We start from the raw sequence: 21,787 nt of genomic DNA on the forward strand, positions 1-21,787 counted from the left end.
ATTGCGGTTCCTTATTTAATCCCCTTAAATAGATGAATATCGATTTTTTTTCACCGGTAAGTGACTCTGTTGTTATACAGGTCATGTCGCAAACAACCTCTACGTTGGGTGGGAATATTAGTATTCATACTCCCAGTAATGGATTTCCAGATCTTTCTAATGTTAAGATTGCAATACTTGCTGTTTCGGAAGGAAGAGGGGCTGATCAATTCGATTGTTTAGAATGTATATATACTATTAGGAAAGAATTATATCAATTGTTTTCTGGTAATTGGCATACTAAAATTGCTGATTTAGGTACCATTGAGCAAGGTAGTTCCATTAATGATACTTATTTTGCAGTATCTTCTGTTGTAACTTCACTACTAAAAGAAGATATTATACCAATAATAATAGGCGGAAGCCAAGATATAACTTATGCCAATTATCGGGCATATGATACTCTTGAGCAAACAGTAAACTTAGTATCAGTTGATAGTAGGTTTGATTTGGGTGGTGAAGATGAAGAGCTGTTAGCAAAATCTTTTTTAGGAAAGGTTATAATGGATGAGCCGAGTAATTTGTTTAACTATAGTAATATAGGGTATCAAACTTATTTTAATTCACAAGAAGAAATAGCATTATTAGATAAACTGTATTTTGATACTTATAGGCTAGGAGAAGTTAAAAATATTACATTAGTAGAACCTATTTTAAGAGATGCTGATATCGTTAGTATAGATATAGCAAGTATTAGACAAGGAGATGCTCCTGGTACAGCGAATGGTTCACCTAACGGTTTTTACGGTGAAGATATATGTGCAATAGCAAGATATTCAGGAATAAGTGACAAGGTTACTTCTTTCGGTATCTATGAATATAGTAGTAACTTAGATGTAAATAATCAAACAGCTCGACTTATAGCTCAAACTATTTGGTATTTCATTGAAGGAGTGAATCATAGAGCAAATGATTACCCTTATGTAACTAAAGAAAATTATGAAAGATATACGGTTGTTTTAGAAGATGATGATCCATTAAATTTTTATAAAAGCGATAAAAGTGGTCGTTGGTGGATGGAAATAAATTTAATATCGAATAATAAACATAAAAGACATGCGTTAATACCATGTAACTATCGAGATTATGAGCAAGCATTAAATCATAAAATACCCAAAAGATGGTTTAAAGCATTGCAAAAGCTTACGTAAAAGAGAGTTATCTTTTTGGAGATAAATTTTTATAACTCGTAATTGTTTTTTAATAAAAAAAATAATAGGTTTACGCCTCTTTTTTAAGAAAGAATAAAGTATGAAGAAATTAGCAGTATTTGCATTATTAGTATCTATTATCTATGCCTGTGGTTCTAGCGGAGACAGAGGAGAATTGGTAGGAGTTAAATCAAAAAGAAAATGGTTTGCTGAAAAGCCTTATGGTATGGCTAAAATACCAGGAGGGTCATTTACTATGGGTAAACAAGATGAAGATCCTTTAGGAGCCATGAACGCTCCTACTAAAACTGTAACAGTTCAGCCTTTTTATATGGATGAATCTGAAATTACAAATAGTGAGTATAAGCAATTTGTTTATTGGGTTAGAGATTCTGTAACTAGAACAAAATTAGCGTATCAAGCTGAATTTGCATCAACTGGAGAAGAAGGTGCAGCAGGTGATAAACCAGCAGGGATTCAACTGTATGCTTTTGCCTCAAAAGACAGTGTTAATGAAACGCCTTATGAAAAGTACATGCGTGAGAATTACTATGAGGTAGGAGAAGGTTTGGACTCTTTAAAACCATTAAATTGGGAAGAAGAACTTATTTGGGAACAACAAGAGTTTCCTGACGCTGACTATGTAGAAGTAATGGATTCTTTATACATCAAGAAAGAAGAAGCTTTAAATGGAATTAGAACTTTTAAAACTAAATTATTAAATTATAGATACTATTGGTTCGATAATGAAAAAGCAGCTAGGTCTGGAAAAGATAGAAAGGAGTTTATGAAAAATGAAGAAATTAATATTTATCCTGACACTACTGTTTGGATTAAAGATTTTAATTATTCATACAATGATCCAATGCATCAAGAGTATTTTGCACATAAAGCTTATGAAAACTATCCTGTTGTTGGAGTTAGTTGGAATCAGGCAAAAGCATTTTGTCATTGGAGAACACAAACTAAAAATAATTTTCAACGTTCTAAGAAGAAACTAGGATTAGTTCCAGCTTTTAGATTGCCAACTGAAGCAGAATGGGAGTATGCTGCTCGTGGAGGTCTTAATTATGCTAAATACCCATGGGGTGAACCTAACACTACTAGTGACAGAGGTTGTTTTTTAGCCAACTTTAAGCCTGTTCGTGGAGATTATGCAGCTGACGGAGCTTTGTATACTGTAGAAGCGGTTTCGTACAATGCAAACGAGTACGGATTGTATAATATGGCAGGAAATGTTGCTGAATGGACAAATACAGCATACAACCAGATGTCTTATTACATGGGGTCTACTATGAATCCTAATGTAGAGAATAGAGAAAATAGAAGGAAAATTATTAGAGGTGGTTCATGGAAAGATGTAGCATATTTCTTAGAAGTTAGTTCAAGAGATTGGGAGTACGCTGATACAGCAAGAAGCTACATTGGTTTTAGAACTGTACAAGATTATTTAGGTACCAGTAAAAGTAAGTAACAATATAAAGTAACAATTATAAATAAAAATTAAAATTAATTCCCTTAAAAAGATTAAAAATTATGGCACAATCAAAATCGAGTAAGAAAGTATTTAACATGGCCTATGGTTTAGGAGCTTCTGTAGTAATTTTAGGAGCACTTTTCAAAATCATGCATTTTAAAATCGGACCGCTAACGGGTGGTGTTATGTTAACAGCAGGTTTAATAGTAGAAGCTATTATTTTTGCAATATCAGCATTTGAACCTATCGAAGATGAATTAGATTGGACCAAGGTATATCCTGAACTATCAGGAGGTTCTGCATTAGACAAAAATGATGAAGCATCTTCAGAAGACGCACAAAGTATGTTGTCTCAAAAATTAGATAACATCTTAAAAGAGGCAAAATTAGATGCTGAGTTAATCTCTAGTTTAGGAGATAGTATTCAGAATTTTCAAGGAGCAGCAGAAGGTTTAACAGCTACTTCAGCAACTGTTTCTTCAACTAATCAGTACAACGAGCAAATGTCAATGGCTGCAGCGAAATTAGAATCATTAAATGGAGTGTATGCAATTCAAGTTGAGAATGCTAGTAAGCAAGCTGATTTAAATACAACAATGGTAGAGAATTCTGAACGTTTACAAGAACAAATGCAATCTTTAGCGTCAAACTTATCTTCTTTAAATGGAGTATATGGAGGAATGCTTTCTGCAATGTCTAAGTAATATTAGTTTTATTAAATAAAAATATCATATATTAATTAAAAAATAACTAATAGAAAATGGCAGGAGGAAAACAGTCACCAAGGCAAAGAATGGTAAACTTGATGTACCTTGTTTTCATTGCAATGTTAGCAATGAATATGAGTAAAGAAGTTTTATCAGCTTTTGGATTAATGAATGAGAAGTTATCAGCGTCAAATACAAGAGCGACTAAATCAAATCAAGCTTCATACGAAGCCCTAGCTTTAAAAGCATCGGAGCAAGCTAAGCAGTATGGAAAAGCCAAAGAAGATACGGACAAGTTGCGTGTTATGGCTGATGATTTATTTAACTATATAGAAGAGCTAAAAACAAAAATGACCAGTGATTTAGAGGATGCTACAGCTTATGAATCAATGGATAAATCTGGTTTTTTAGATCAATATTTCTTTGCTAATGGTAAAATTTCAAAAAAAGGTAAAGAGTATGTTGCTAAAATTAAAGAGTTCAAAGAAAAAGCCTTAGAGATTTTAGGTGAAAGAGAGTTGGCAGATGTAGTTTCTGAACGCTTTAAAACTGATGATGTTAAAGATAAAGAAGGAGTAAAGAAGTCTTGGTTAAGTTATAATTATGAAGGTTTTCCTTTAATAGCTTCTTTAACTAAAATGACTCAGATTCAATCTGATGTTAAAACAACTGAATCTGATGCTTTGTCTGCCTTATTACAAGGAGAGTTGTCAAAAGCAGTATCTATGACTAATTATGAAGCCATGGTTGTTTTTGAGAAAAATGCTTATTATCCAGGTGAAAAATTATCAGGTAAAATAATTTTAGGTAAAAATGATCCTAATTTAACAGCTGAAAAAGTAATTCTTAATGGTAAGGATATTGCTGAGGATAAAATTAAAGCTGGGCAAGTTATATTAGACGGACCAGCCGGTTCTGTTGGAGATAGAGAGCTTAAAGGTGAATTCTACTTTAAAGAAGGTGATTCAACAGTTATTATTCCAATTAAAGGAGGTTATTCTGTAATACCTAAACCTAATGAAGCTGTTATTTCTGCTGATAAGATGAATGTGGTTTACAAAGGGTTGTCTAACCCGTTAACTATATCAATACCAGGGGTTCCAGGTAATAAAGTTGTAGCAAATGCACCAGGTCTAAGAAGAGTCAAAGGAAATAGTTATGTTATGGCTCCTAAAGGAAATGGTGAAGTTACAATAAGAGTTTCTGGAACATTACCAAACGGAAGTAAAGTTAGTTCTAATAAGAAATTTAGAATTAAAGATATACCACCAGCAGTTGGTTTGGTTAGAAATCAATACGGTACAGTTAGAATGCCTAAAGCTAGTATCAAAAATATTACAGTTGGTGCAGGTTTACCTGATTTCTTATTTGATTTAAAATTAAATGTATCTAGTTTTAAGATTAAAGTTCCTGGTCAAACTACAATTTCAGTTTCTGGAACACGTTTAAATGCTAGAGCTAAAAAAGCTTTACAGAGAGCAAGAAGAAACGATGTAATTACTATTTTTGGAATTCAAGCATCAGTTTCTGGATCTAATTATAAAATAAAGAAAGTGCTAAATGTTAGCATAGAAGTTACTAATTAATAAGTAAAACAAGAAGAGTATGAATTGGAAGCGTTTTTATTTGGTTGCATTAACACTTGTAGTAACAAGTTATGCAAGTGCACAAGCAAACCTTTTAAATGCTAAAAAGGTAGGCGAAATTGGATTTAAATCTGAAGCTCAAATTGCTTCAGAAGATGATAAACCGTTACCTTACGGACATATTACAGACAGAGATGTTTTGTGGTCTAAAGTGGTATGGGAATATATTGACTTGAATCAAAAAATAAACTTACCTTATTATTATCCAATAGATACAGTAAGTACTGGTAATGGAAGACGTTCTTTATTTGATTCTTTGTTAAAAGGAATCAGAGAAGGTGAAATAAAAGAAGTTTATGACGACTCTTATTTTACTTCTAAGATAGGAATGGATGAGATTAAAGAGAAAACTGAAGATTTAAGAGATGATGGATATGGTAATATTGATGAATACACGATTAAATCTGAACAAGTTAAAGGATATTTAATTAAAGGTATCTGGTATTTTGACAAGCGTCAAGGTGAATTGAAGTATCGTTTATTAGGAATTGCTCCAATGGGACCAGATGTTCAGGTTTTAGGACTTGATGAAATCGATGATAAGGATAATATCTACGAACTTTTTTGGGTTTTTTATCCTGATGCTAGAGAAACTTTGCATAAATCAAAAGTATTTAATCCTTTAAACTCTGCTACTCCAATATCATATGATAACTTATTAAACGCTCGTAGGTTTACAGCTACAATTGTTAAGGAAGAAAACCTATATGGAGATAGAGAAATTAAAGATTATGTTCGTGGAAATTCATTATTTCAACTTTTAGAAGCTAATAGAATAAAAGAAGGAATACGTGATAGAGAAATGGATATGTGGAATTATTAATAATTTCAAAACATAAATAAATAAAAGCGTTTGCATACACTGCAAACGCTTTTTTATGTATTTGAATATTCTTTATTCTTACCTTTGCTTCATGGTTAAAGAGGTTGATTATATAGTTGTAGGTTTAGGTTTGGCAGGAATAGCTTTTGCAGAAGAATTAATTAAAAACAATTATAGTTTTATAGTTTATGAAGATTGTTCTCAAATGTCTTCAAAGGTAGCTGGAGGTGTTTATAATCCAGTTATTTTAAAAAGATTTACACCAGTTTGGAACGGTCATGACCAGCTCGTGTATGCTTTGCCTAAGTACGAAGAATTAGAAAATAAATTAAAGATTAAAATAGATTCAAAATTTAAAACCAGAAAAGTATTCAATTCAATCGCTGATGAAAACAATTGGTTTGTTGCTTTAGACAAACCATCTTTATCGCATTACATGGAGCCTGATATTTTGAAAGGAAAGATAGAGGGAGTTATTGGTAATTTTGGTTTTGGTGAGCTAAAAGGAACTGGAAGAATTGATACAGAGAAATTGATTTTCAATTATACTAAGTATTTACGTGGAATAGCTTCAATAAAAGAGGAAAAATTTATTCATGATGAGTTAATTATAGAGGAAGATTTTCTTAGTTATAAAGGTATTAAATCAACTAAAATTGTTTTTTGCGAAGGATTTGGAATAAAAAAGAATCCGTTTTTTAATGATTTACCTTTGAAGGAGTCAAAAGGAGAAATACTTACAATCCATTCACCAGAATTAAAAATTGATTTTTTATTAAAGTCGAATGTATTTGTTATGCCACTTGGTAATGATTATTACAGAGTTGGAGCAACATTTAATTGGACAGATTCTACAACTACTCCTACCAAGGAGGGTAGAGAAGAACTTGAATCGAAATTAAAAAATGTAATTTCTGTTCCGTATAGTGTAACTAATCATACAGCAGGAATACGCCCAACAGTTAAAGATAGAAGGCCTTTACTTGGTAAACATCCTAAATATTCAAATTTAGCTGTTTTAAATGGTTTAGGCACACGTGGAGTTATGATAGGACCAACAATGGCTAAAATGCTTTTTAATCATTTAGAAAAGGGAGGGGTATTAGAAAAAGAAGTAGATATTTATAGGTTTTAATTAAAAACGATCTAATTTATTAACTAGATCGTTTTATACAAGTAGTACTAAGTAAGATGTAAGTTATTCAAATCCCCCCAGAAAAGAATAAATTCCCTTATTAGATTACATTCTTACTAGCGTTTGGTCTATTATAATATACAAAATACGTAAAAATTATTGATTAACTAATGGGTATTAATACCCAAAAGCGCTTCTCTCCTAAGTAAAAAGATGTTTGTTTTTTTGAGTCCAATTAAGTAATGCTCCTGTTTTGGGACTTAAATCTAGTTTTAAAATAATTTTGCTTCTGTATTTTTCTATTGTCCTAGGTGATAAAAAAAGTAAATGACCGATTTCTTTATTTGTTTTATGCTGAGATATTAGCTTTAATATACGTCTTTCTGCTAACGTAAAGTTTTTTAAAACACTAGTATCATCTTCAGTAAAATTTAAAACATCTTTAATTTTTTGACTAAAAAAAGGAGTGTCTTTCAAAACAGAATTGATACATAATTCAATTTCTTCAAGTGCAAATTCTTTAAGTATGTAACCGTAGATATTATATTTTTTTGCTTGTAAATATAGTTGAACTTCTTTATGAAGTGTAATGAGTATAATTTTAGAACTTAAGTTATTTTTTAAACACTCTTTAGCGACTTCTATCCCTGTTAGCTTTGGCATTTCTACATCTAAAATAGCTATTGAAGGTTCATTTTTCAGTAAGAAATTAAGTGCAGTTTTTCCATCATTTCCAGTGCCTATTATATTATATTTCTTTTCAATTAATAAATCCTTGAGACCTTTAATTAATATTGGATGGTCATCAGCTATGTATATCGTTGGCTTCATATTTTAGGAAAAGAAATTTCAATTGTTGTACCTTTATTCATTATGGATCTTACTCTGATTAATCCTTTTAAGAAAATCACTCTACTTTTTAAATTTTTTAATCCAATACTATTGGGGTTCTGATATTTTTCATGATAGTTAAATCCAATTCCATTATCTTTTATCGACAAATAAACTCTTTTACTAGTTTCATTAATGATAACTTGGGCAGAATCAGCCTTTGAGTGTTTAATAATATTATTTAAGGATTCTTGGATAATTCTATATAAATTTAATTCTTGTTTTGGGTTTAATAGATGGTCAATATTGTCAATATCACCAAAAACCAATATTGTTGAATAATGAGAGTCTAGCTCATAAATTAAATCTTCAATAGACTTGGTTATTCCAATTTGTTTTATTTGATTGGGTTGAAGATTTTTAGAAATAATACGTATTTCATTAATTGCTTCATTAACTAGTTCACAGCTTTTTTTATCTTTATTAATTAAAACCTGATTCTTTACAAGTAAAAGCTTCTGACCAAGACTATCATGAAGATCCTTTTGATATTCTTTTTCTTTCATTATCAATATAAGATAACAAATTTTGAGAGTATAGTTTTTGTAGTTTTTCTTTTCTTTTTGAATACTTATTACTTAAAAGTATATATACTATTGTAAATATTGAAAAACTAATAAAAATAAGGATTATAAATAATAAGAGTTTGTTATTATTCCCTTTGCTAATGGTTACAATGTCAGTTTGTTTCTTTCGTGTCTGACTATTTATTTTTTTTACAGGTAGGGTATGGTGGTAGTTTTGTAAATTTAACCTCTCTATGTTAACAATAGAATCTTCAAGATTATTATAAGAATTATAATACTCAAGAGCCTTCACAAAGTTTTTTTGAACTTTGAATATTTGATACAATAGTTTTTGAGCATCAATAACGTTTTGTGTATGAGGTTGTTTTTCAGCGTCATCTAGTATTTGTTTAGCAATAGCGAGGGCTTGTTTTGGCTTATTATCTTTATATAAATAGTAACTTTTTAATTTTTTATAATAATGATAGGTATCATTATCTTCAGTCTTTATTAGTTTAGTTGCTAATTTATAGTAGGCCTTAGCTTTGTTAATTTGATTGCTATTAAGATAATATTCAGCTAATTCACAATATATAAAAGAAAAGTCTTTAGTTTCATTGTTCTCTTTTTGTAATTTGGTTGTTTTAATTATGCTATCTGATACTTTCAGTTGCAATAGCTCAATTTTACTAGAATCTAATTCTTTTGAGTGATTCTTTTTTTGATAAAAAAAAGAATAAATAATTAAAATTGGTATAAAAAAAAGATATTGTTTCAAATGGGGATCTATAATTTAAAAAATATAATTAAAACAAAGGGAAGGCCTATATTCAAATATAGTTAAAAAATTAGTAGCTATAAGTAGTATAGAAATGTTTTACAAAACTATTTTTTCTTATACTTAACAAATAAGTTTATCCAAATAATTCTAGATAAGCGTAAACTATAAGGGGTAAATAAAAAAGAAACTATAAGTATAGTAATAAAACTTTGTAAGATTGAAAGACCGAAAAATAATTTTGAAATAATAAATACACTTACAAATAAAGCTACAGCAATACCGTAGTTAATGTACATAGCTCCAAAGAAAAAAGAGGGCTCCATCATGTACTTTAAATTACAGTTAGGACAATTATCATGTAATTTAGTGATTTTTTTAGGGTTTATTGATATTCTGTATTTAAAAAAATCACCTTCATGACATTGAGGACATTTATTTTTTAAAATACTATATAATTTACTGCCTTTTCCAAACATAATCTTAGGGGTATAAGCTTAAATAACTATTTCGTTTTTGTAAGTTTGTACAAATTTCAACAAAAACAAAAAAACACTTAGTAACAAGTGTTACAAAGTTACTATAATAAGTTAAAATATATATGCTAAACGTACATAATTTAACAGTTTCTTTTATGGGGACTGATTTATTTTCTGGAATCACTTTTAAATTAAATAAAGGAGATAGAATAGGGTTGATAGGAAAAAATGGAGCTGGAAAGTCTACTTTATTAAAAGTATTGTCAAAAGATATTGAAAGCAGTGGAGGAACGATGGCTTTTGATAAAGAAGTACGTATAGGTTTTTTACGACAAGATATTGACTTTGTTAAGGGAAGAACTATTTTAGAAGAAGCTTATCAAGCATTTACAGAAATTAAAGAAATTGAACTTCAATTAGACGAGATAAATCAACAGTTAGTTGAAAGAACCGATTATGAAAGTGAAGGTTACAATCAATTAATAATTGATTTAAATGAAAAAACTGAAAGATATGAACTTTTAGGGGGGTATAATTATCAAGGAGATACAGAAAAAATATTACAAGGATTAGGTTTTCAACGTGAAGATTTCGATAAGTTAACAGATACTTTTTCAGGAGGTTGGCGTATGCGTATTGAATTGGCTAAGTTATTATTACAAAATAATGATATTTTATTATTAGATGAGCCAACAAACCACCTTGATATTGAATCGATTATTTGGTTAGAGAATTTCTTAAAAAATTACCAAGGAGCTATTGTTTTAGTATCGCATGATAAAATGTTTTTAGATAATGTAACTAATAGAACAATTGAAATTTCTTTAGGACAGATATATGATTACAAAAAACCATATTCTCAATTCTTGGAATTAAGAGCTGAAATTAAAGAAAAGCAATTACAAGCTCAGAAGAATCAAGAAAAAGAAATTCAACATACTCAAAAGTTAATTGAAAAGTTTAGGGCAAAGGCAAATAAAGCTTCCATGGCTCAATCATTAATTAAAAAATTAGATAAGGTTGAGCGTATAGAGGTAGATGGAGAAGATAATGCAGCAATGAATGTTCGTTTTAGTATATCTAAAGAGCCAGGTAAAATAATTGTAGAGGCTGATAATTTATATAAAAGTTATGGTGATAAGCACGTTTTGGAAAATGTTGATTTACTAATTGAACGTAATAGTAAAATAGCTTTTGTAGGACAAAATGGGCAAGGAAAATCAACACTAGCAAAAATGATGGTTGGTGAAATTCCTTTTGAAGGAGCTTTAAAATTAGGTCATAACGTTCAAGTAGGGTATTTTGCTCAAAATCAGTCAGAACATTTACCACCAGAAAAAACAGTTTTGGAAATAATGGAAGATGCTGCAACCGATTCTAATAGAATGCGAGTAAGAGATATGCTCGGGTCGTTTTTATTTGGAGGTGATGCCGTTGATAAGAAAGCAAAAGTACTATCAGGAGGAGAAAGGAATCGTTTAGCTTTATGTAAATTATTATTATCACCATTTAATGTTTTGATAATGGATGAGCCTACAAATCATTTAGATATAGCCTCAAAAAACGTATTAAAAACAGCTCTTAAAAACTTTAACGGAACATTAATCATTGTATCTCACGATCGTGATTTTTTACAAGGATTAACAACAACAGTTTATGGTTTTAAAGACCGTGAGATTAAAGAATATTTAGGAGATATTGATTATTTCTTAGAGCAACATAAAATGGAGAGTTTACGAGAAGCTGAAAAGAAAACAGTTATAAAAGAAGCTAAGGATACTTCTAAAAAACAAGCGTATAAATTATCTAGAGAGGAAGAGAAAGAGCTTAAAAAGTTAAAAAACAGATTAGGTAAAATTGAAAATCAAATAGCTAATTTAGAAAGTGAAATTGAAAAAATTGATTTAGAATTAGCTGAGAATTATGATGAAGTATCTTCAAGACCTAATTTTTTTGAAAAATATAAAGCAAAAAAAGCTCAAGTTGATACGCTAATGGAAGAATGGGAACTAGTTGAAAAAAAAGTTGAAAATTTTAATTAAATGTACTATGAAAAGAGTTCTATTATTCGCTCTCATATTTATTAGTTTGTCATGTAGCAAAGATGAAGAAATTAAAAAAGACCCAAATATAATTGAAATTACTACAGGGCTTGATTTAGTTGATGTTATGGGGAATGTAACAGGAAGAATAGGGAACCCCAATACATACACAAAAAAGAATACTGTTATAATGTACCCAATACCTACTAATAATTTTTTAAGTATAAAATCGACATCTAATATAAAAAATGTATGGATAGTTAAGGCTACAGTAAACAAAGAGTTTTTGAATATAGATTATCCATCTATTTTAAACACTAAATCATATAGTCCAGATCAAATAAAAGAAAAATCAATCAAATCATTTGAAGCACTTAATAAATCATCTCTAGAAGTTAATTTATCAAGTTATCCTGAAGGGCATTATAGGATTTTTGTTGAGCTGAATAATGGAGATATTTATTGGAATAATACATACACTGGCTCTATAAAAGGAAGTGTTTTTGATATTGACTTTTGGAAATAATTTATGTTTGTTAATACAATAATTACAAAAAATCAACAAATACTATTACCAATTCTAGAAGAAAAAGGAATTCAACTTTTTATTAAAAGAGAAGATGAGATTCATCCTTTTGTATCTGGCAATAAATACAGAAAATTAAAATATAATGTAGAAGAAGCAAAAAAGCTCAACATAGAAACGTTATTAACTTTTGGAGGTGCATACTCTAATCATATTGCAGCAACGGCATCTTTTGGGCAATTAGCTGGATTAAAATCGATTGGAATTATTCGGGGAGATGAACTAGCAACTAATTTAAAAGAAGTTTTAAAAACAAATTTAACATTAAAGCATGCTCATGAAAATGGAATGCGTTTTAAGTTTGTTTCCAGAATCAGATTATAGGAATAAAACATCTGAAAGTTTTATTGAAAGTTTAAAAGATGAGTTTGGAGAGTTTTATCTAATTCCTGAGGGGGGAACAAACAAATTAGCTATTAGAGGTTGTGAAGAAATTTTGACTCCTGAAGATGAAAAATTCAACTATATTTGTTGTGCAATTGGTACAGGAGGTACTATTTCTGGATTGATTAATTCATCATATTCCGATCAAAAAATAATCGGGTTTCCAGCTTTAAAAGGTGATTTTTTAACTAATGATATAAATAACTTAGCAAACAGGAATGATAATTGGAGCCTAGTAACAGATTATCATTTTGGAGGTTATGGAAAGTTTAATGAAGAACTAATTACATTTATAAATGAATTTAAAGAGGCTACTAGTATTCTCTTTGATCCTATTTATACTGGTAAAATGATGTTTGGAATTTTAGATATGATTTCTAAAAATCAATTTAAGAAAGGAAGTAAATTATTAGTAATCCATACTGGAGGTTTACAAGGTATAACCGGAATTAATGAAAGGCTAAAAAAACAAAAGAAGCCATTAATAAAATAAATATTTTCGTAAGGTGTATATGAAATTAAAAATAAGTTTAGTACTTATTATAAGTACATTGGTGTTCACAAGTTGTGGTTCTAAAAAAAGAGTGGTTAATTCTAATAGGAAACAAGTAGTGTTAGAAAAAGCACCTGAAAATGTTCCTGATATCCCTCAATTAGAACAAGTAAATAAAGTAAGAAAAACAACTACTAATCACACGGTAGCTTATATCAAAAAGTATGCTCCAATAGCAGTGAGAAAAATGTATGAATATAATATTCCAGCGAGTATAACTCTTGCTCAAGGGGTCTTAGAATCTGGAAGTGGTAGAAGCCCTCTAGCAATTCGTTCAAATAATCATTTTGGAATTAAATGTCATAGGGGATGGAAAGGAAAAAGAGTAACACATGATGATGATGAAAAAGGAGAATGCTTTAGAAAATATAAATACCCAGAAACTTCATATGAAGATCATTCAAAATTTTTAACGTCCAGAAAACGATATGCAAGTTTGTTTAAGTATAAAAACACCAATTATAAAGCTTGGGCATATGGTTTAAGAAAAGCTGGATATGCAACAGATAGAAGGTATCCTCAAAAATTAATAAATATTATTAAAAAGTATAATCTATCTAAATATGATTATATGAAACTTCCAAAACAAAAAAAGAAATATACTCCAGTTAAAACTGTAGGAAATTATTATAAAGTTAAAAAGGGAGATACTTTATTTTCAATTGCTAAAAAGTTTAAAGTGAGTGTGAAACAGATAAAAGAAGTAAATGGACTAAGAGATAATACCATTAGTATAGGACAACATTTATTATTACAATAAAATAAAAAGCGAAGCATACTACATACTTCGCTTTTTTAATAATCCCTCAATTATTACTACCATGTGTAGTTTTTCTTTTTGGCTTGTTCTTTAATAGCTTTTATAATAACACTTTCTAGTTCATTTTTTTGGTTGCTTTTTTGTTGTTTTTTTATAACAAAATTTTTTCTTTTTTTATTTAATTCCTGAATTTCAAGTTGTATTTTTTTACGTTCAGCATGTTGTTTTTTTACATAACTTTTAATTTCTTTAGTAGATTTATTTTGTAAGTGAATAGGTAATTGTTTCTTCTTTAGTTTTGCATATGAGAAGTTTTTGTTTTTTGAAGCGTCTACTAAATCCCAAGAGGCATTGTTATATAGTTTAGAGCTTTTAGTAACAGCTCTTTTTACACCAACAACTTCATTTAATGCTTCTGCGTTTGTATCTTGCGTGGATTGTTTTGCATATTTTAAAGCTCCTTCATTACCATAATATAGGTAAGTTTTGTTAAGTTTTTTATTCAAAATTATAATGTCGTTGTCGTATGGTGTTACAATATGTATAATATTTTTATTTTGATTAATAGTCATATAATCACCGCCACCTAACAGTGCTCCTTGTTGCCAGCTTCCAGAAACTCCCTGATTATAGTTTCCACAAAAAATAGTGTTTATTGTGATGTCTTTTTCCAAAGCGTCAGTTATGGCATCCTTAAAATTAACTTTTCCTTGAGTAAAAGGTTCGTTTCCAGCAATAAAAATCATTTTTAAATCACCTTTATCTTCTCCCCATTTTAATTCATTTATTGAAGTTTGAATTGCCTGCCCACAATACTCACTTCCTCCATTAGTAGTTAATGAAAATAAGTGTTCCGAAATTTCATCTAAATCACTCGTAAATTTAGAAACTTGTTTTATATATCCTTGCTTAACAGACAATCTACTATTTCCATATTCATATAAAGCAATCTTTAAGTTAGGTGATTTCCCTCTGCATTTTGCATAAGAAAGTTCATTTACAATTTCCCAAAGTTGTGCTTTTGCTTGATTAATAAGCCCATTCATACTACTACTAGTATCTAATAACAAAGCAACCTTGACAGTTTGTTTTTTGTCATCGTTTTTAATAACAAAGGTATTAGTAGCATAGCTAGTTATACCAGTTAATAAATAAATTAATAGAAATATTTTTAATACATAAGTTCTCATAATTTTTTGTTTTTAAGTTTATAGAAAAAATTAAAAGTTTGGAGTTGTGTTGATGTTTTTTTGATATTGTAAAATTACTACCAACTTTTTCATAATAAAAAGAAGAATGAGTATGTGCCCTTTTTTAATGAGTAAACGAGATCACTAATTTAGTTAACAAGGAAAAGTCATAGATAAAAACTCTATTTTAAGAGAATAAGCATTTTTTTTATTGGTTTTTTGATGATAAGTTTACATCATATTAAAAGTAAAAAGAGCTACTGTAAATTTTCGGTAAACCTTTTTCCTGATAAATGGAGTAGATGTTTTACCATTTTTAAAATATCTTTCAAAAAGAAAATTATGTAATGATGTTGAAAAAAATACAAATAGTATGCTTTTTTTTAGTAACTCAAATAATAGTTTCACAACAGTTAAATACTGATTCATATATTATAAAAGTAGAAGTAGTTAATAAAGAGAGTAATAAAGCAATATCTAATGCAGATGTGTTAGTCAATGGTTCTTTTTATAAATACTCTACTATAAAAGAGAGGTATGAAATAAAAGCTAAAAAAGGAGATGAACTTATAGTAAGACATCCCGATTTTAATACCGTATATTATACTATACAAGGCAATGATGATATTCGAATAGAAGTAGAAAGTACTATTGATAAAAAAGTATTTAGTAAAGTTTTAAAGAATTTAAGGTCTTTAAAAAAGAGAAAAAGAGAAGCATCATTTAATCAATATCTTGATTCAGCTAAGTTTTACAAGAAAAAAGATATAGATAAAAGTTTATCATTTATAGAAAAAACATTCAAAGAGGTAGAGTCAAAATCAAGAAGGAGCGCTTCTTTTGAAGTTTTAGCTAGTATTTATGCATATTGGAAACAATATGATTTAGCTATTGAAAATTATAAAGCATCTTTAAAAGAAAAAGAAAGTGCTAAGGTCCGATTAGAATTAGCAAAAGTGGAGTTTTTGAATAAGCAATACCTTGAAAGTGAAAAATCATATTTAAAAAGTTTGAAAGGGGAATTAAGTACTTATGAAAAGCTAACAGTATTTGAAGGTTTAGGGGATGTTTTTAAAGAGAAAAAAGAATTTAATAGGGCTGAGTATAATTATGAGAAAGCATTGACAATTGCGAAGAAAAATTTGATTACTCCAAAAGTAACAGATTTAAATTCAAAATTAGCTGAAGTATTTTTTGAACAAGGAAAGACACAAAAGGCAGATGTTTTATTTCAAAATTCATTACAGTTAGCTAATAAAGAAAATATTAAGCGTTCATTAAAAGAAGAAGAAAAAGTTGCTGATTTTTATAATAAATCAGGACGGTTTGATGATGAGATTCAATTACGAAAAGAGAGTTTAAAAAAAGCAGAAGGTATAAATATAGAAACAAATGATAAAGAAGCACTTATAGATTCAATAACTCCACAAAAAATAAATTATAAAATTGGAAATGCGTATTTACAAAAAGAAAATTACCAAGAAGCTATAGCTTTTTTAGAAAAAAGTATTGATGATGCTGAGAAAAGTGAAGACTTAATAATAAAGAAAGATGCTACAAGGAAATTATCTGAAATACTTGAAACTGTAGGGAATTATTCGAAAGCGTACAAAAGTTATCAAGATTATGTGAAATTGGTAGATACTTTGTATATAAAAAAAGAACAAGAAATACAGCAAGTAAAAAGATTTAGTAAGCGAATTTTTGATAATCAAAATAGAATTGCGAGCTTAGAAAAAGATAAAGAGCTTTATGATAGTAAGATTAATTTAGCGTATAAAGATCAACAATTAGTAGAAGAAAGTAATAAACGACAAGAAATAATAATTTATTCTTTATTAGGTGGAATATTGTTAATTAGTTTACTTGTTTATTATATGTATAGAAATATAAGGCAACAAAAATTAGCTAACAATTTACTAGCGTTAAAATCAATGCGTTCACAAATGAATCCGCATTTTATTTTTAATGCACTAAACTCTGTTAATAGTTTTATAGCTGTAAATGATGAACGAAGTGCTAATAGGTATTTGTCAGAATTCTCGGTATTAATGCGCTCGGTTCTTGAAAATTCTGATGAAGATTTTATCCCACTTTCTAAAGAGATTGAACTTTTACAATTGTATGTGAAATTAGAACATAATAGGTTTCAAGATAAATTTGAATATACTATTTATATTGATGAAAAAATTCCTTTAGATAAGTATTCTATTCCACCAATGTTGTTACAACCCTACATCGAAAATGCTATATGGCATGGGCTTCGATATAAAAAAGAAAAAGGGGGGCTTAGTATTTCTATGAACAAAAAAACAGAAAATACGATAGTGATAAACATTAAAGATGATGGTATTGGTAGAAAAAAATCAATGGAAATGAAAACGAAAAATCAGCTAAAACAAAAGTCCAAAGGAATGAGTACTATAAAAAATAGAATAGGCATTCTAAATAATATGTATCAAGATAAAATATCAGTAAATGTAACAGATAATTTTGACGATGGAAGAGGAACAAAAGTTGAATTAATTTTAAAAAAAGATTAGACTATGAAAATAAATGCGATTATTATAGAAGATGAAGCTATTAGTAGAGATATACTTAAAAATTATATAGGAAAATATTGTCCAAATGTTAATTTGTTAGGAGAAGCAAGTAATATAGAAGAAGGATATGATTTGATTCTGAAATACGAGTTAGACTTGGTGTTTTTAGATGTTGAAATGCCTTATGGAAATGCTTTTGATTTGTTAGAAAAAGTTGAGAATAGAACTTTTGAAACTATTTTTGTAACAGCTTATGATCATTATGCTATAGATGCATTAAATAACCAAGCTTCTTATTATTTATTAAAACCAATATCAATAGATGAATTGATAAAAGCGGTGAATCATGTAACTGAAATCAAGGAAAAAGAGGTAGCACTTGAAAATGAGGTTTTAACTCCTAAAAAGGTTGCTAAATCTGGAAAAATCACAATTCCTCAATTAGATGGTTTTGAAATAATAGATGTAAACAATATTCTTTTTTGTAAGGCAGATGATAATTACACAGAAATATATTTTGCAGACAGCAAAAAGTTAGTAAGTAAAACACTAAAACATTTTGAAGAAATTTTAAAAGAGTACACATTTGCTAGAGTACATAAGTCGTATTTGGTAAATATAAATGCTATTGTAAAATATAAAAAAGGTAAAGGAGGAAGTATTATTGTTTCTAATGGAAAAGAAATAACAGTATCATCAACAAAAAAAGCAAACTTATTATCATATTTTAAATAAAATGAAAGTTATAAAACCAGTAAATGGAAAACATCCACAGATACCTGATGACTGTTATGTTGCTGAAAATGCAACCATAGTTGGAGATGTACAAATAGGTAAAGAGTGTAGTGTTTGGTTTAATGCAGTAATTCGAGGAGATGTACATTATATAAAAATCGGAAATAAGGTGAATATACAAGATGGAGCAGTAATTCATGCAACCTATCAAAAATCACCAACCACCATAGGTAATAATGTATCTATAGGTCATAATGCTATAGTTCATGGATGTACAATTCACGATAATGTTTTGGTAGGGATGGGAAGTATTATTATGGATGACTGTGTGGTAGAATCAAATTCAATTATTGCCGCTGGCGCAGTTGTTACAAAAAACACAAAAATTGAAAGTGGGAGTATTTATGCAGGAGTACCAGCAAAAAAAGTAAAAGATATTTCAAAAGAACTTATTTCTGGAGAAATAGATAGGATAGCAGATAATTATGTTAAATATTCTGGATGGTTTAAAGAATAAATATTTGGCCTGTACTGTATTTTTAAAAAGTAAGCCATTGACTTACCAAAAGTAAGTCACTGGCTTACTTTTTTTGTGCTTATTGTTTGTAGTTTTGCGGAAAAAAGTAAAATGAATAAAAGAACAGAAAAATTGTTTAAAAATGTATGTAAAGGAATGCTTTATTTGGCTATTCCACTTATGCTGAGTAGTTGTGAAAGTGAAATTAATACTCTTTCACCCGATGGAATTAATTCTACGATTCAAGATCAAGGATTAAATGAACAGAATGACGCCATTTCATTGCCAGTAGATTGTCAAGGAAATCATTGTGCTTCAACTATTTTAGTTAATAAAATAAATGAATTACTTGATAAGAGCTTAAATGAAGAGGAACTATTATGGTTGTTTAATAATGAGAATGAGGCTAAACAAATTAAAAATTATTTAGAAGTTAATCAGGTTTCAAGTAAAGCCAAAAAGATAGTAAAGTTTCAAATAGAAACTAATATTTTAATTGGATTAACAAGTAAAATGAAGGTCTTAAAATCTTCAAATTTAACAACCTATATGATAGGTGAAGCTTCAGAAGTAAAGGATTTACTAATTAACTTTTCAAAGTTGATTGATTCAGAAGAAATGGAGTATAAAGAAAATTTAGATAAAACCATTTCAACGTCTTATAAAGTTAGATTTCCTTATAACAATACATATGTAAATATACACACGAAAATTAATTCAGATATCCCAAGCACTACCGCAAATGAGTTTGAACTATTGAAAATTGACTCTTACAGTAAAAAAGTGGGGGGTAATTTTGTAAATTGGAAACAAAATTCTTTTGAGAAAGAAACGGAAGGAACAATAACTAAATTTAAAATTTGGGGCTCTTTTGATTTTATATTTACATATGAAAACACCGATTTGTTAGTTAAGGAATTTTGGAAAATTGAATTAGAACTTAATAATCAAACAGGAAAACCAATTTCAGTACTGTTAGAAAAAAAATAGTTTGGTAAAAAGTAAAGCTCGGTTTTTTTATAACCGAGCTTTTAAAAACTAATCAAACCTATCTAATATTACACTACTACTACTACTACTACTAATTAAGTTCTATTATTTCGTTTGTGCATTTTTTTCTTTGCCTTATTTTTTCGTTTGTGCATTCTCATTGCTGTCATTTTTTCAAATCGTTCGTATTGCTTTTCGTTTAAAATACTTTTCATTTCATTCTTAAAAGCAATTAATTTGTTAAGTCTGCTATTTGAAATAGCGTAACGTTCATTTGCAGAAGGTTTTTTACCACTTTCCTTCATAGCTTTTCTTTTAGAACGTAATTGTTTCTTTTCATTAATTTGCTCAGCAAGTAAAGGCTTTATCCTGCGTTGTTGAGAATTCGTCAAATCTAACTTTAAAGTCATTTTTTTTACAGCTAATTCAGTTTGCTGTTCAGCTGTCATTCTTTCTTTCTTTTCTTTTTGCGCATGAACAGAAGTGGAAATACTTATTACAAAAACTAAAAATCCTATTATTTTTTTCATTTTATTTAAATTTTAATTACACATCTATGACCAATCAATCTTAAAAAGGTTTAAATTTGACAGAAACATTAACACTCTTTAACATCTTTATGAAACGCTTTTTATCTTTCTTTTTGAAGCTAACACTATTATTAACTATAGTTTTTATAATTTTCTTTTATTGGGCATCTTCTTCAACAAAAGACGCAGCAAGTTATGCCGAGTTACTTCAAAATGAATATCCATCATTAACAGATAAAGATTCTATATATAGTATTGTAACTTATAATATTGGATATTTAAGTGGAATGACTAATAATAGAGCAGTAGCCAAGTCAAAAGAGCTATTTGATACTAATTTGAAAAAGGTAATAAAGGAAATTAAAAATGTTAACCCAGATATTATAGCATTACAAGAAATAGACTATGATGCTACTCGTTCCTATGAAGTTAATCAAGAAGAAGAAATAGCAAAATTAGGATATAATTACGTTGCTAGAGGTGTTAATTGGGATGAACGATACTTGCCCTTTCCTTATTGGCCTCCGAGTGTTCATTTTGGGAAAGTAGTTTCTGGTCAATCTATACTAAGTAAATATCCCTTAAAAGAATATAAAAGAATTGTATTAGAGAGGGTTCCTGATAACCCTTTCTATAGAGATGCTTTTTACTTAGATAGATTAATACAAATATCTAAAGTTGTTATTGAAGATAAAGAAGTTGTTTTAATGAATGTACATTTAGAAGCTTTTGATAAAAAAACGAGAGGAAATCAATTAGAAAAAGTTATAGAGTTATTTAAAAAATATTCAAAGATACATCCAACAATTTTATTAGGTGATTTTAATAGTGATCCGAAATATAAAAACTCATTAATTAAACAGGTTTTTAAGATTCCTAATATTGGAAATGCTGCATATTTAGATGCTAAATATGAGATGACATTCGATACTAAAAACCCTTTTGAGCGTTTAGATTATATTTTTTATACAAAAAATACGATAGAATATGTAGGAGGAAAAGTATTAAAAGAATTTGGTCAATCATCTGATCATCTGCCTGTTGAAATGAGTTTCAAGTTGAAGTAAAAGGAAGTTGTTTTTTTTATTTTTGAAAAAAAAGTAAAAAATGTTAGGATATTAAAAAATAAATTTAAAATATTTGTACTCGTAAAAGTTCAAACACTTATTGACGATGTTATCAAGAAAGGTGGAGGGATTAGACCCTGTGAAACCTTAGCAACCCTTTGCGCTATGCAAAGAAGGTGCTAAATTCTACCAAAACATTACTTCAATTTAAATTTTAGAAGTAATTAAAAACGGATAGATAACCCAAAAGAAGTTTCA

Annotated in this window: 20 protein-coding genes, 1 pseudogene and 1 riboswitch; of the genes and pseudogenes, 15 read left to right on the forward strand and 6 right to left on the reverse strand. The window is 28.8% G+C overall.

From position 1 onward, the window contains the following. Positions 1-32: 32 nt before the first annotated feature. The 6 genes from ACMFBB_RS16130 to ACMFBB_RS16155 all read left to right on the forward strand — a co-directional run bounded on the left by ACMFBB_RS16130 (position 33) and on the right by ACMFBB_RS16155 (position 6,978). A complete protein-coding gene (locus tag ACMFBB_RS16130; protein WP_435261766.1) occupies positions 33-1,190 on the forward strand; it encodes a formimidoylglutamase in 1,158 nt (385 codons plus the stop codon). 100 nt (positions 1,191-1,290) lie between these two features. Then, a complete protein-coding gene (gldK, locus tag ACMFBB_RS16135) occupies positions 1,291-2,664 on the forward strand; it encodes a gliding motility lipoprotein GldK (protein WP_435261767.1) in 1,374 nt (457 codons plus the stop codon). A 62-nt stretch (positions 2,665-2,726) separates the two neighbouring features. Next, positions 2,727-3,371 carry a gliding motility protein GldL gene (gldL, locus tag ACMFBB_RS16140; protein ID WP_435261768.1) on the forward strand — a complete coding sequence of 215 codons (645 nt, stop codon included), beginning with the start codon at positions 2,727-2,729 and terminating at the stop codon, positions 3,369-3,371. A 56-nt stretch (positions 3,372-3,427) separates the two neighbouring features. Further along, positions 3,428-4,960, forward strand: coding sequence for a gliding motility protein GldM (gldM, locus tag ACMFBB_RS16145; RefSeq protein ID WP_435261769.1), 1,533 nt, complete (start codon positions 3,428-3,430; stop codon positions 4,958-4,960). A gap of 19 nt (positions 4,961-4,979) precedes the next feature. Continuing rightward, positions 4,980-5,843 (forward strand): gliding motility protein GldN, encoded by an 864-nt coding sequence (gene gldN, locus ACMFBB_RS16150; RefSeq protein ID WP_435261770.1) that lies wholly within the window; start codon positions 4,980-4,982, stop codon positions 5,841-5,843. A gap of 91 nt (positions 5,844-5,934) precedes the next feature. Further along, positions 5,935-6,978, forward strand: a complete 1,044-nt coding sequence (locus ACMFBB_RS16155) for an NAD(P)/FAD-dependent oxidoreductase (RefSeq protein WP_435261771.1) — start codon at positions 5,935-5,937, stop codon at positions 6,976-6,978. A gap of 201 nt (positions 6,979-7,179) precedes the next feature. Here ACMFBB_RS16155 and ACMFBB_RS16160 read toward each other — a convergent pair whose 3' ends face one another. The 4 genes from ACMFBB_RS16160 to ACMFBB_RS16175 all read right to left on the reverse strand — a co-directional run bounded on the left by ACMFBB_RS16160 (position 7,180) and on the right by ACMFBB_RS16175 (position 9,632). Beyond that, positions 7,180-7,809 (reverse strand): response regulator, encoded by a 630-nt coding sequence (locus ACMFBB_RS16160; RefSeq protein WP_435261772.1) that lies wholly within the window; start codon positions 7,807-7,809, stop codon positions 7,180-7,182. After that, the gene (locus ACMFBB_RS16165) at positions 7,806-8,375 is read right to left on the reverse strand and encodes a sensor histidine kinase (protein ID WP_435261773.1); all 570 of its coding nucleotides are present in this window, start codon (positions 8,373-8,375) and stop codon (positions 7,806-7,808) included. The genes ACMFBB_RS16160 and ACMFBB_RS16165 overlap by 4 nt, the downstream gene beginning before the upstream one ends. Next, positions 8,341-9,051, reverse strand: coding sequence for a tetratricopeptide repeat protein (locus ACMFBB_RS16170; RefSeq protein ID WP_435261774.1), 711 nt, complete (start codon positions 9,049-9,051; stop codon positions 8,341-8,343). The genes ACMFBB_RS16165 and ACMFBB_RS16170 overlap by 35 nt, the downstream gene beginning before the upstream one ends. Before the next feature lie 209 nt (positions 9,052-9,260). After that, the gene (locus ACMFBB_RS16175; RefSeq protein ID WP_435261775.1) at positions 9,261-9,632 is read right to left on the reverse strand and encodes a DUF983 domain-containing protein; all 372 of its coding nucleotides are present in this window, start codon (positions 9,630-9,632) and stop codon (positions 9,261-9,263) included. Positions 9,633-9,754: 122 nt separating this feature from the next. On the opposite strand from ACMFBB_RS16175, the gene ACMFBB_RS16180 reads away from it, so the two are divergent. The 4 genes and pseudogenes from ACMFBB_RS16180 (at position 9,755) to ACMFBB_RS16195 (ending at position 13,957) form a co-directional block, all read left to right on the forward strand. Continuing rightward, positions 9,755-11,674 (forward strand): ABC-F family ATP-binding cassette domain-containing protein, encoded by a 1,920-nt coding sequence (locus ACMFBB_RS16180; protein ID WP_435261776.1) that lies wholly within the window; start codon positions 9,755-9,757, stop codon positions 11,672-11,674. A 7-nt stretch (positions 11,675-11,681) separates the two neighbouring features. Further along, on the forward strand, positions 11,682-12,200 hold the full coding sequence (locus tag ACMFBB_RS16185) for a hypothetical protein (RefSeq protein WP_435261777.1): 519 nt from the start codon (positions 11,682-11,684) through the stop codon (positions 12,198-12,200). 3 nt (positions 12,201-12,203) lie between these two features. Then, positions 12,204-13,137: pseudogene (locus tag ACMFBB_RS16190) on the forward strand (1-aminocyclopropane-1-carboxylate deaminase/D-cysteine desulfhydrase). A 19-nt stretch (positions 13,138-13,156) separates the two neighbouring features. Continuing rightward, positions 13,157-13,957, forward strand: coding sequence for a glucosaminidase domain-containing protein (locus ACMFBB_RS16195; RefSeq protein ID WP_435261778.1), 801 nt, complete (start codon positions 13,157-13,159; stop codon positions 13,955-13,957). Between the two features lie 56 nt (positions 13,958-14,013). Here ACMFBB_RS16195 and ACMFBB_RS16200 read toward each other — a convergent pair whose 3' ends face one another. Then, on the reverse strand, positions 14,014-15,147 hold the full coding sequence (locus ACMFBB_RS16200; protein ID WP_435261779.1) for a vWA domain-containing protein: 1,134 nt from the start codon (positions 15,145-15,147) through the stop codon (positions 14,014-14,016). Between the two features lie 347 nt (positions 15,148-15,494). Between ACMFBB_RS16200 and ACMFBB_RS16205 the strand changes: the two genes are divergently transcribed. The 4 genes from ACMFBB_RS16205 to ACMFBB_RS16220 all read left to right on the forward strand — a co-directional run bounded on the left by ACMFBB_RS16205 (position 15,495) and on the right by ACMFBB_RS16220 (position 19,932). Further along, the gene (locus ACMFBB_RS16205; RefSeq protein ID WP_435261780.1) at positions 15,495-17,690 is read left to right on the forward strand and encodes a tetratricopeptide repeat-containing sensor histidine kinase; all 2,196 of its coding nucleotides are present in this window, start codon (positions 15,495-15,497) and stop codon (positions 17,688-17,690) included. A gap of 3 nt (positions 17,691-17,693) precedes the next feature. After that, positions 17,694-18,425 (forward strand): LytR/AlgR family response regulator transcription factor, encoded by a 732-nt coding sequence (locus ACMFBB_RS16210; protein WP_435261781.1) that lies wholly within the window; start codon positions 17,694-17,696, stop codon positions 18,423-18,425. Between the two features lies 1 nt (position 18,426). Then, a complete protein-coding gene (locus ACMFBB_RS16215; protein ID WP_435261782.1) occupies positions 18,427-18,942 on the forward strand; it encodes a gamma carbonic anhydrase family protein in 516 nt (171 codons plus the stop codon). Positions 18,943-19,053: 111 nt separating this feature from the next. Further along, positions 19,054-19,932 (forward strand): hypothetical protein, encoded by an 879-nt coding sequence (locus tag ACMFBB_RS16220; protein WP_435261783.1) that lies wholly within the window; start codon positions 19,054-19,056, stop codon positions 19,930-19,932. Between the two features lie 95 nt (positions 19,933-20,027). Here ACMFBB_RS16220 and ACMFBB_RS16225 read toward each other — a convergent pair whose 3' ends face one another. Further along, positions 20,028-20,462 carry a hypothetical protein gene (locus ACMFBB_RS16225; RefSeq protein ID WP_435261784.1) on the reverse strand — a complete coding sequence of 145 codons (435 nt, stop codon included), beginning with the start codon at positions 20,460-20,462 and terminating at the stop codon, positions 20,028-20,030. Between the two features lie 89 nt (positions 20,463-20,551). Between ACMFBB_RS16225 and ACMFBB_RS16230 the strand changes: the two genes are divergently transcribed. Next, a complete protein-coding gene (locus ACMFBB_RS16230; RefSeq protein WP_435261785.1) occupies positions 20,552-21,529 on the forward strand; it encodes an endonuclease/exonuclease/phosphatase family protein in 978 nt (325 codons plus the stop codon). Between the two features lie 106 nt (positions 21,530-21,635). Next, positions 21,636-21,774: riboswitch (SAM riboswitch) on the forward strand. Positions 21,775-21,787 lie beyond the last annotated feature (13 nt).

This window comes from Tenacibaculum sp. nBUS_03 (genome assembly GCF_051201695.1).
Classification (GTDB): domain Bacteria; phylum Bacteroidota; class Bacteroidia; order Flavobacteriales; family Flavobacteriaceae; genus Polaribacter.

What these genes read in the sequence shown, in the direction of transcription:
- ACMFBB_RS16130 (WP_435261766.1), top strand. Translation starts at nt 33, where the DNA reads ATGAATATCGATTTTTTTTCACCGGTAAGTGACTCTGTTGTTATACAG.
- gldK (WP_435261767.1), top strand. Translation starts at nt 1,291, where the DNA reads ATGAAGAAATTAGCAGTATTTGCATTATTAGTATCTATTATCTATGCC.
- gldL (WP_435261768.1), top strand. Translation starts at nt 2,727, where the DNA reads ATGGCACAATCAAAATCGAGTAAGAAAGTATTTAACATGGCCTATGGT.
- gldM (WP_435261769.1), top strand. Translation starts at nt 3,428, where the DNA reads ATGGCAGGAGGAAAACAGTCACCAAGGCAAAGAATGGTAAACTTGATG.
- gldN (WP_435261770.1), top strand. Translation starts at nt 4,980, where the DNA reads ATGAATTGGAAGCGTTTTTATTTGGTTGCATTAACACTTGTAGTAACA.
- ACMFBB_RS16155 (WP_435261771.1), top strand. Translation starts at nt 5,935, where the DNA reads ATGGTTAAAGAGGTTGATTATATAGTTGTAGGTTTAGGTTTGGCAGGA.
- ACMFBB_RS16160 (WP_435261772.1), bottom strand. Translation starts at nt 7,809, where the DNA reads ATGAAGCCAACGATATACATAGCTGATGACCATCCAATATTAATTAAA.
- ACMFBB_RS16165 (WP_435261773.1), bottom strand. Translation starts at nt 8,375, where the DNA reads ATGAAAGAAAAAGAATATCAAAAGGATCTTCATGATAGTCTTGGTCAG.
- ACMFBB_RS16175 (WP_435261775.1), bottom strand. Translation starts at nt 9,632, where the DNA reads ATGTTTGGAAAAGGCAGTAAATTATATAGTATTTTAAAAAATAAATGT.
- ACMFBB_RS16180 (WP_435261776.1), top strand. Translation starts at nt 9,755, where the DNA reads ATGCTAAACGTACATAATTTAACAGTTTCTTTTATGGGGACTGATTTA.
- ACMFBB_RS16185 (WP_435261777.1), top strand. Translation starts at nt 11,682, where the DNA reads ATGAAAAGAGTTCTATTATTCGCTCTCATATTTATTAGTTTGTCATGT.
- ACMFBB_RS16195 (WP_435261778.1), top strand. Translation starts at nt 13,157, where the DNA reads ATGAAATTAAAAATAAGTTTAGTACTTATTATAAGTACATTGGTGTTC.
- ACMFBB_RS16200 (WP_435261779.1), bottom strand. Translation starts at nt 15,147, where the DNA reads ATGAGAACTTATGTATTAAAAATATTTCTATTAATTTATTTATTAACT.
- ACMFBB_RS16205 (WP_435261780.1), top strand. Translation starts at nt 15,495, where the DNA reads ATGATGTTGAAAAAAATACAAATAGTATGCTTTTTTTTAGTAACTCAA.
- ACMFBB_RS16210 (WP_435261781.1), top strand. Translation starts at nt 17,694, where the DNA reads ATGAAAATAAATGCGATTATTATAGAAGATGAAGCTATTAGTAGAGAT.
- ACMFBB_RS16215 (WP_435261782.1), top strand. Translation starts at nt 18,427, where the DNA reads ATGAAAGTTATAAAACCAGTAAATGGAAAACATCCACAGATACCTGAT.
- ACMFBB_RS16220 (WP_435261783.1), top strand. Translation starts at nt 19,054, where the DNA reads ATGAATAAAAGAACAGAAAAATTGTTTAAAAATGTATGTAAAGGAATG.
- ACMFBB_RS16225 (WP_435261784.1), bottom strand. Translation starts at nt 20,462, where the DNA reads ATGAAAAAAATAATAGGATTTTTAGTTTTTGTAATAAGTATTTCCACT.
- ACMFBB_RS16230 (WP_435261785.1), top strand. Translation starts at nt 20,552, where the DNA reads ATGAAACGCTTTTTATCTTTCTTTTTGAAGCTAACACTATTATTAACT.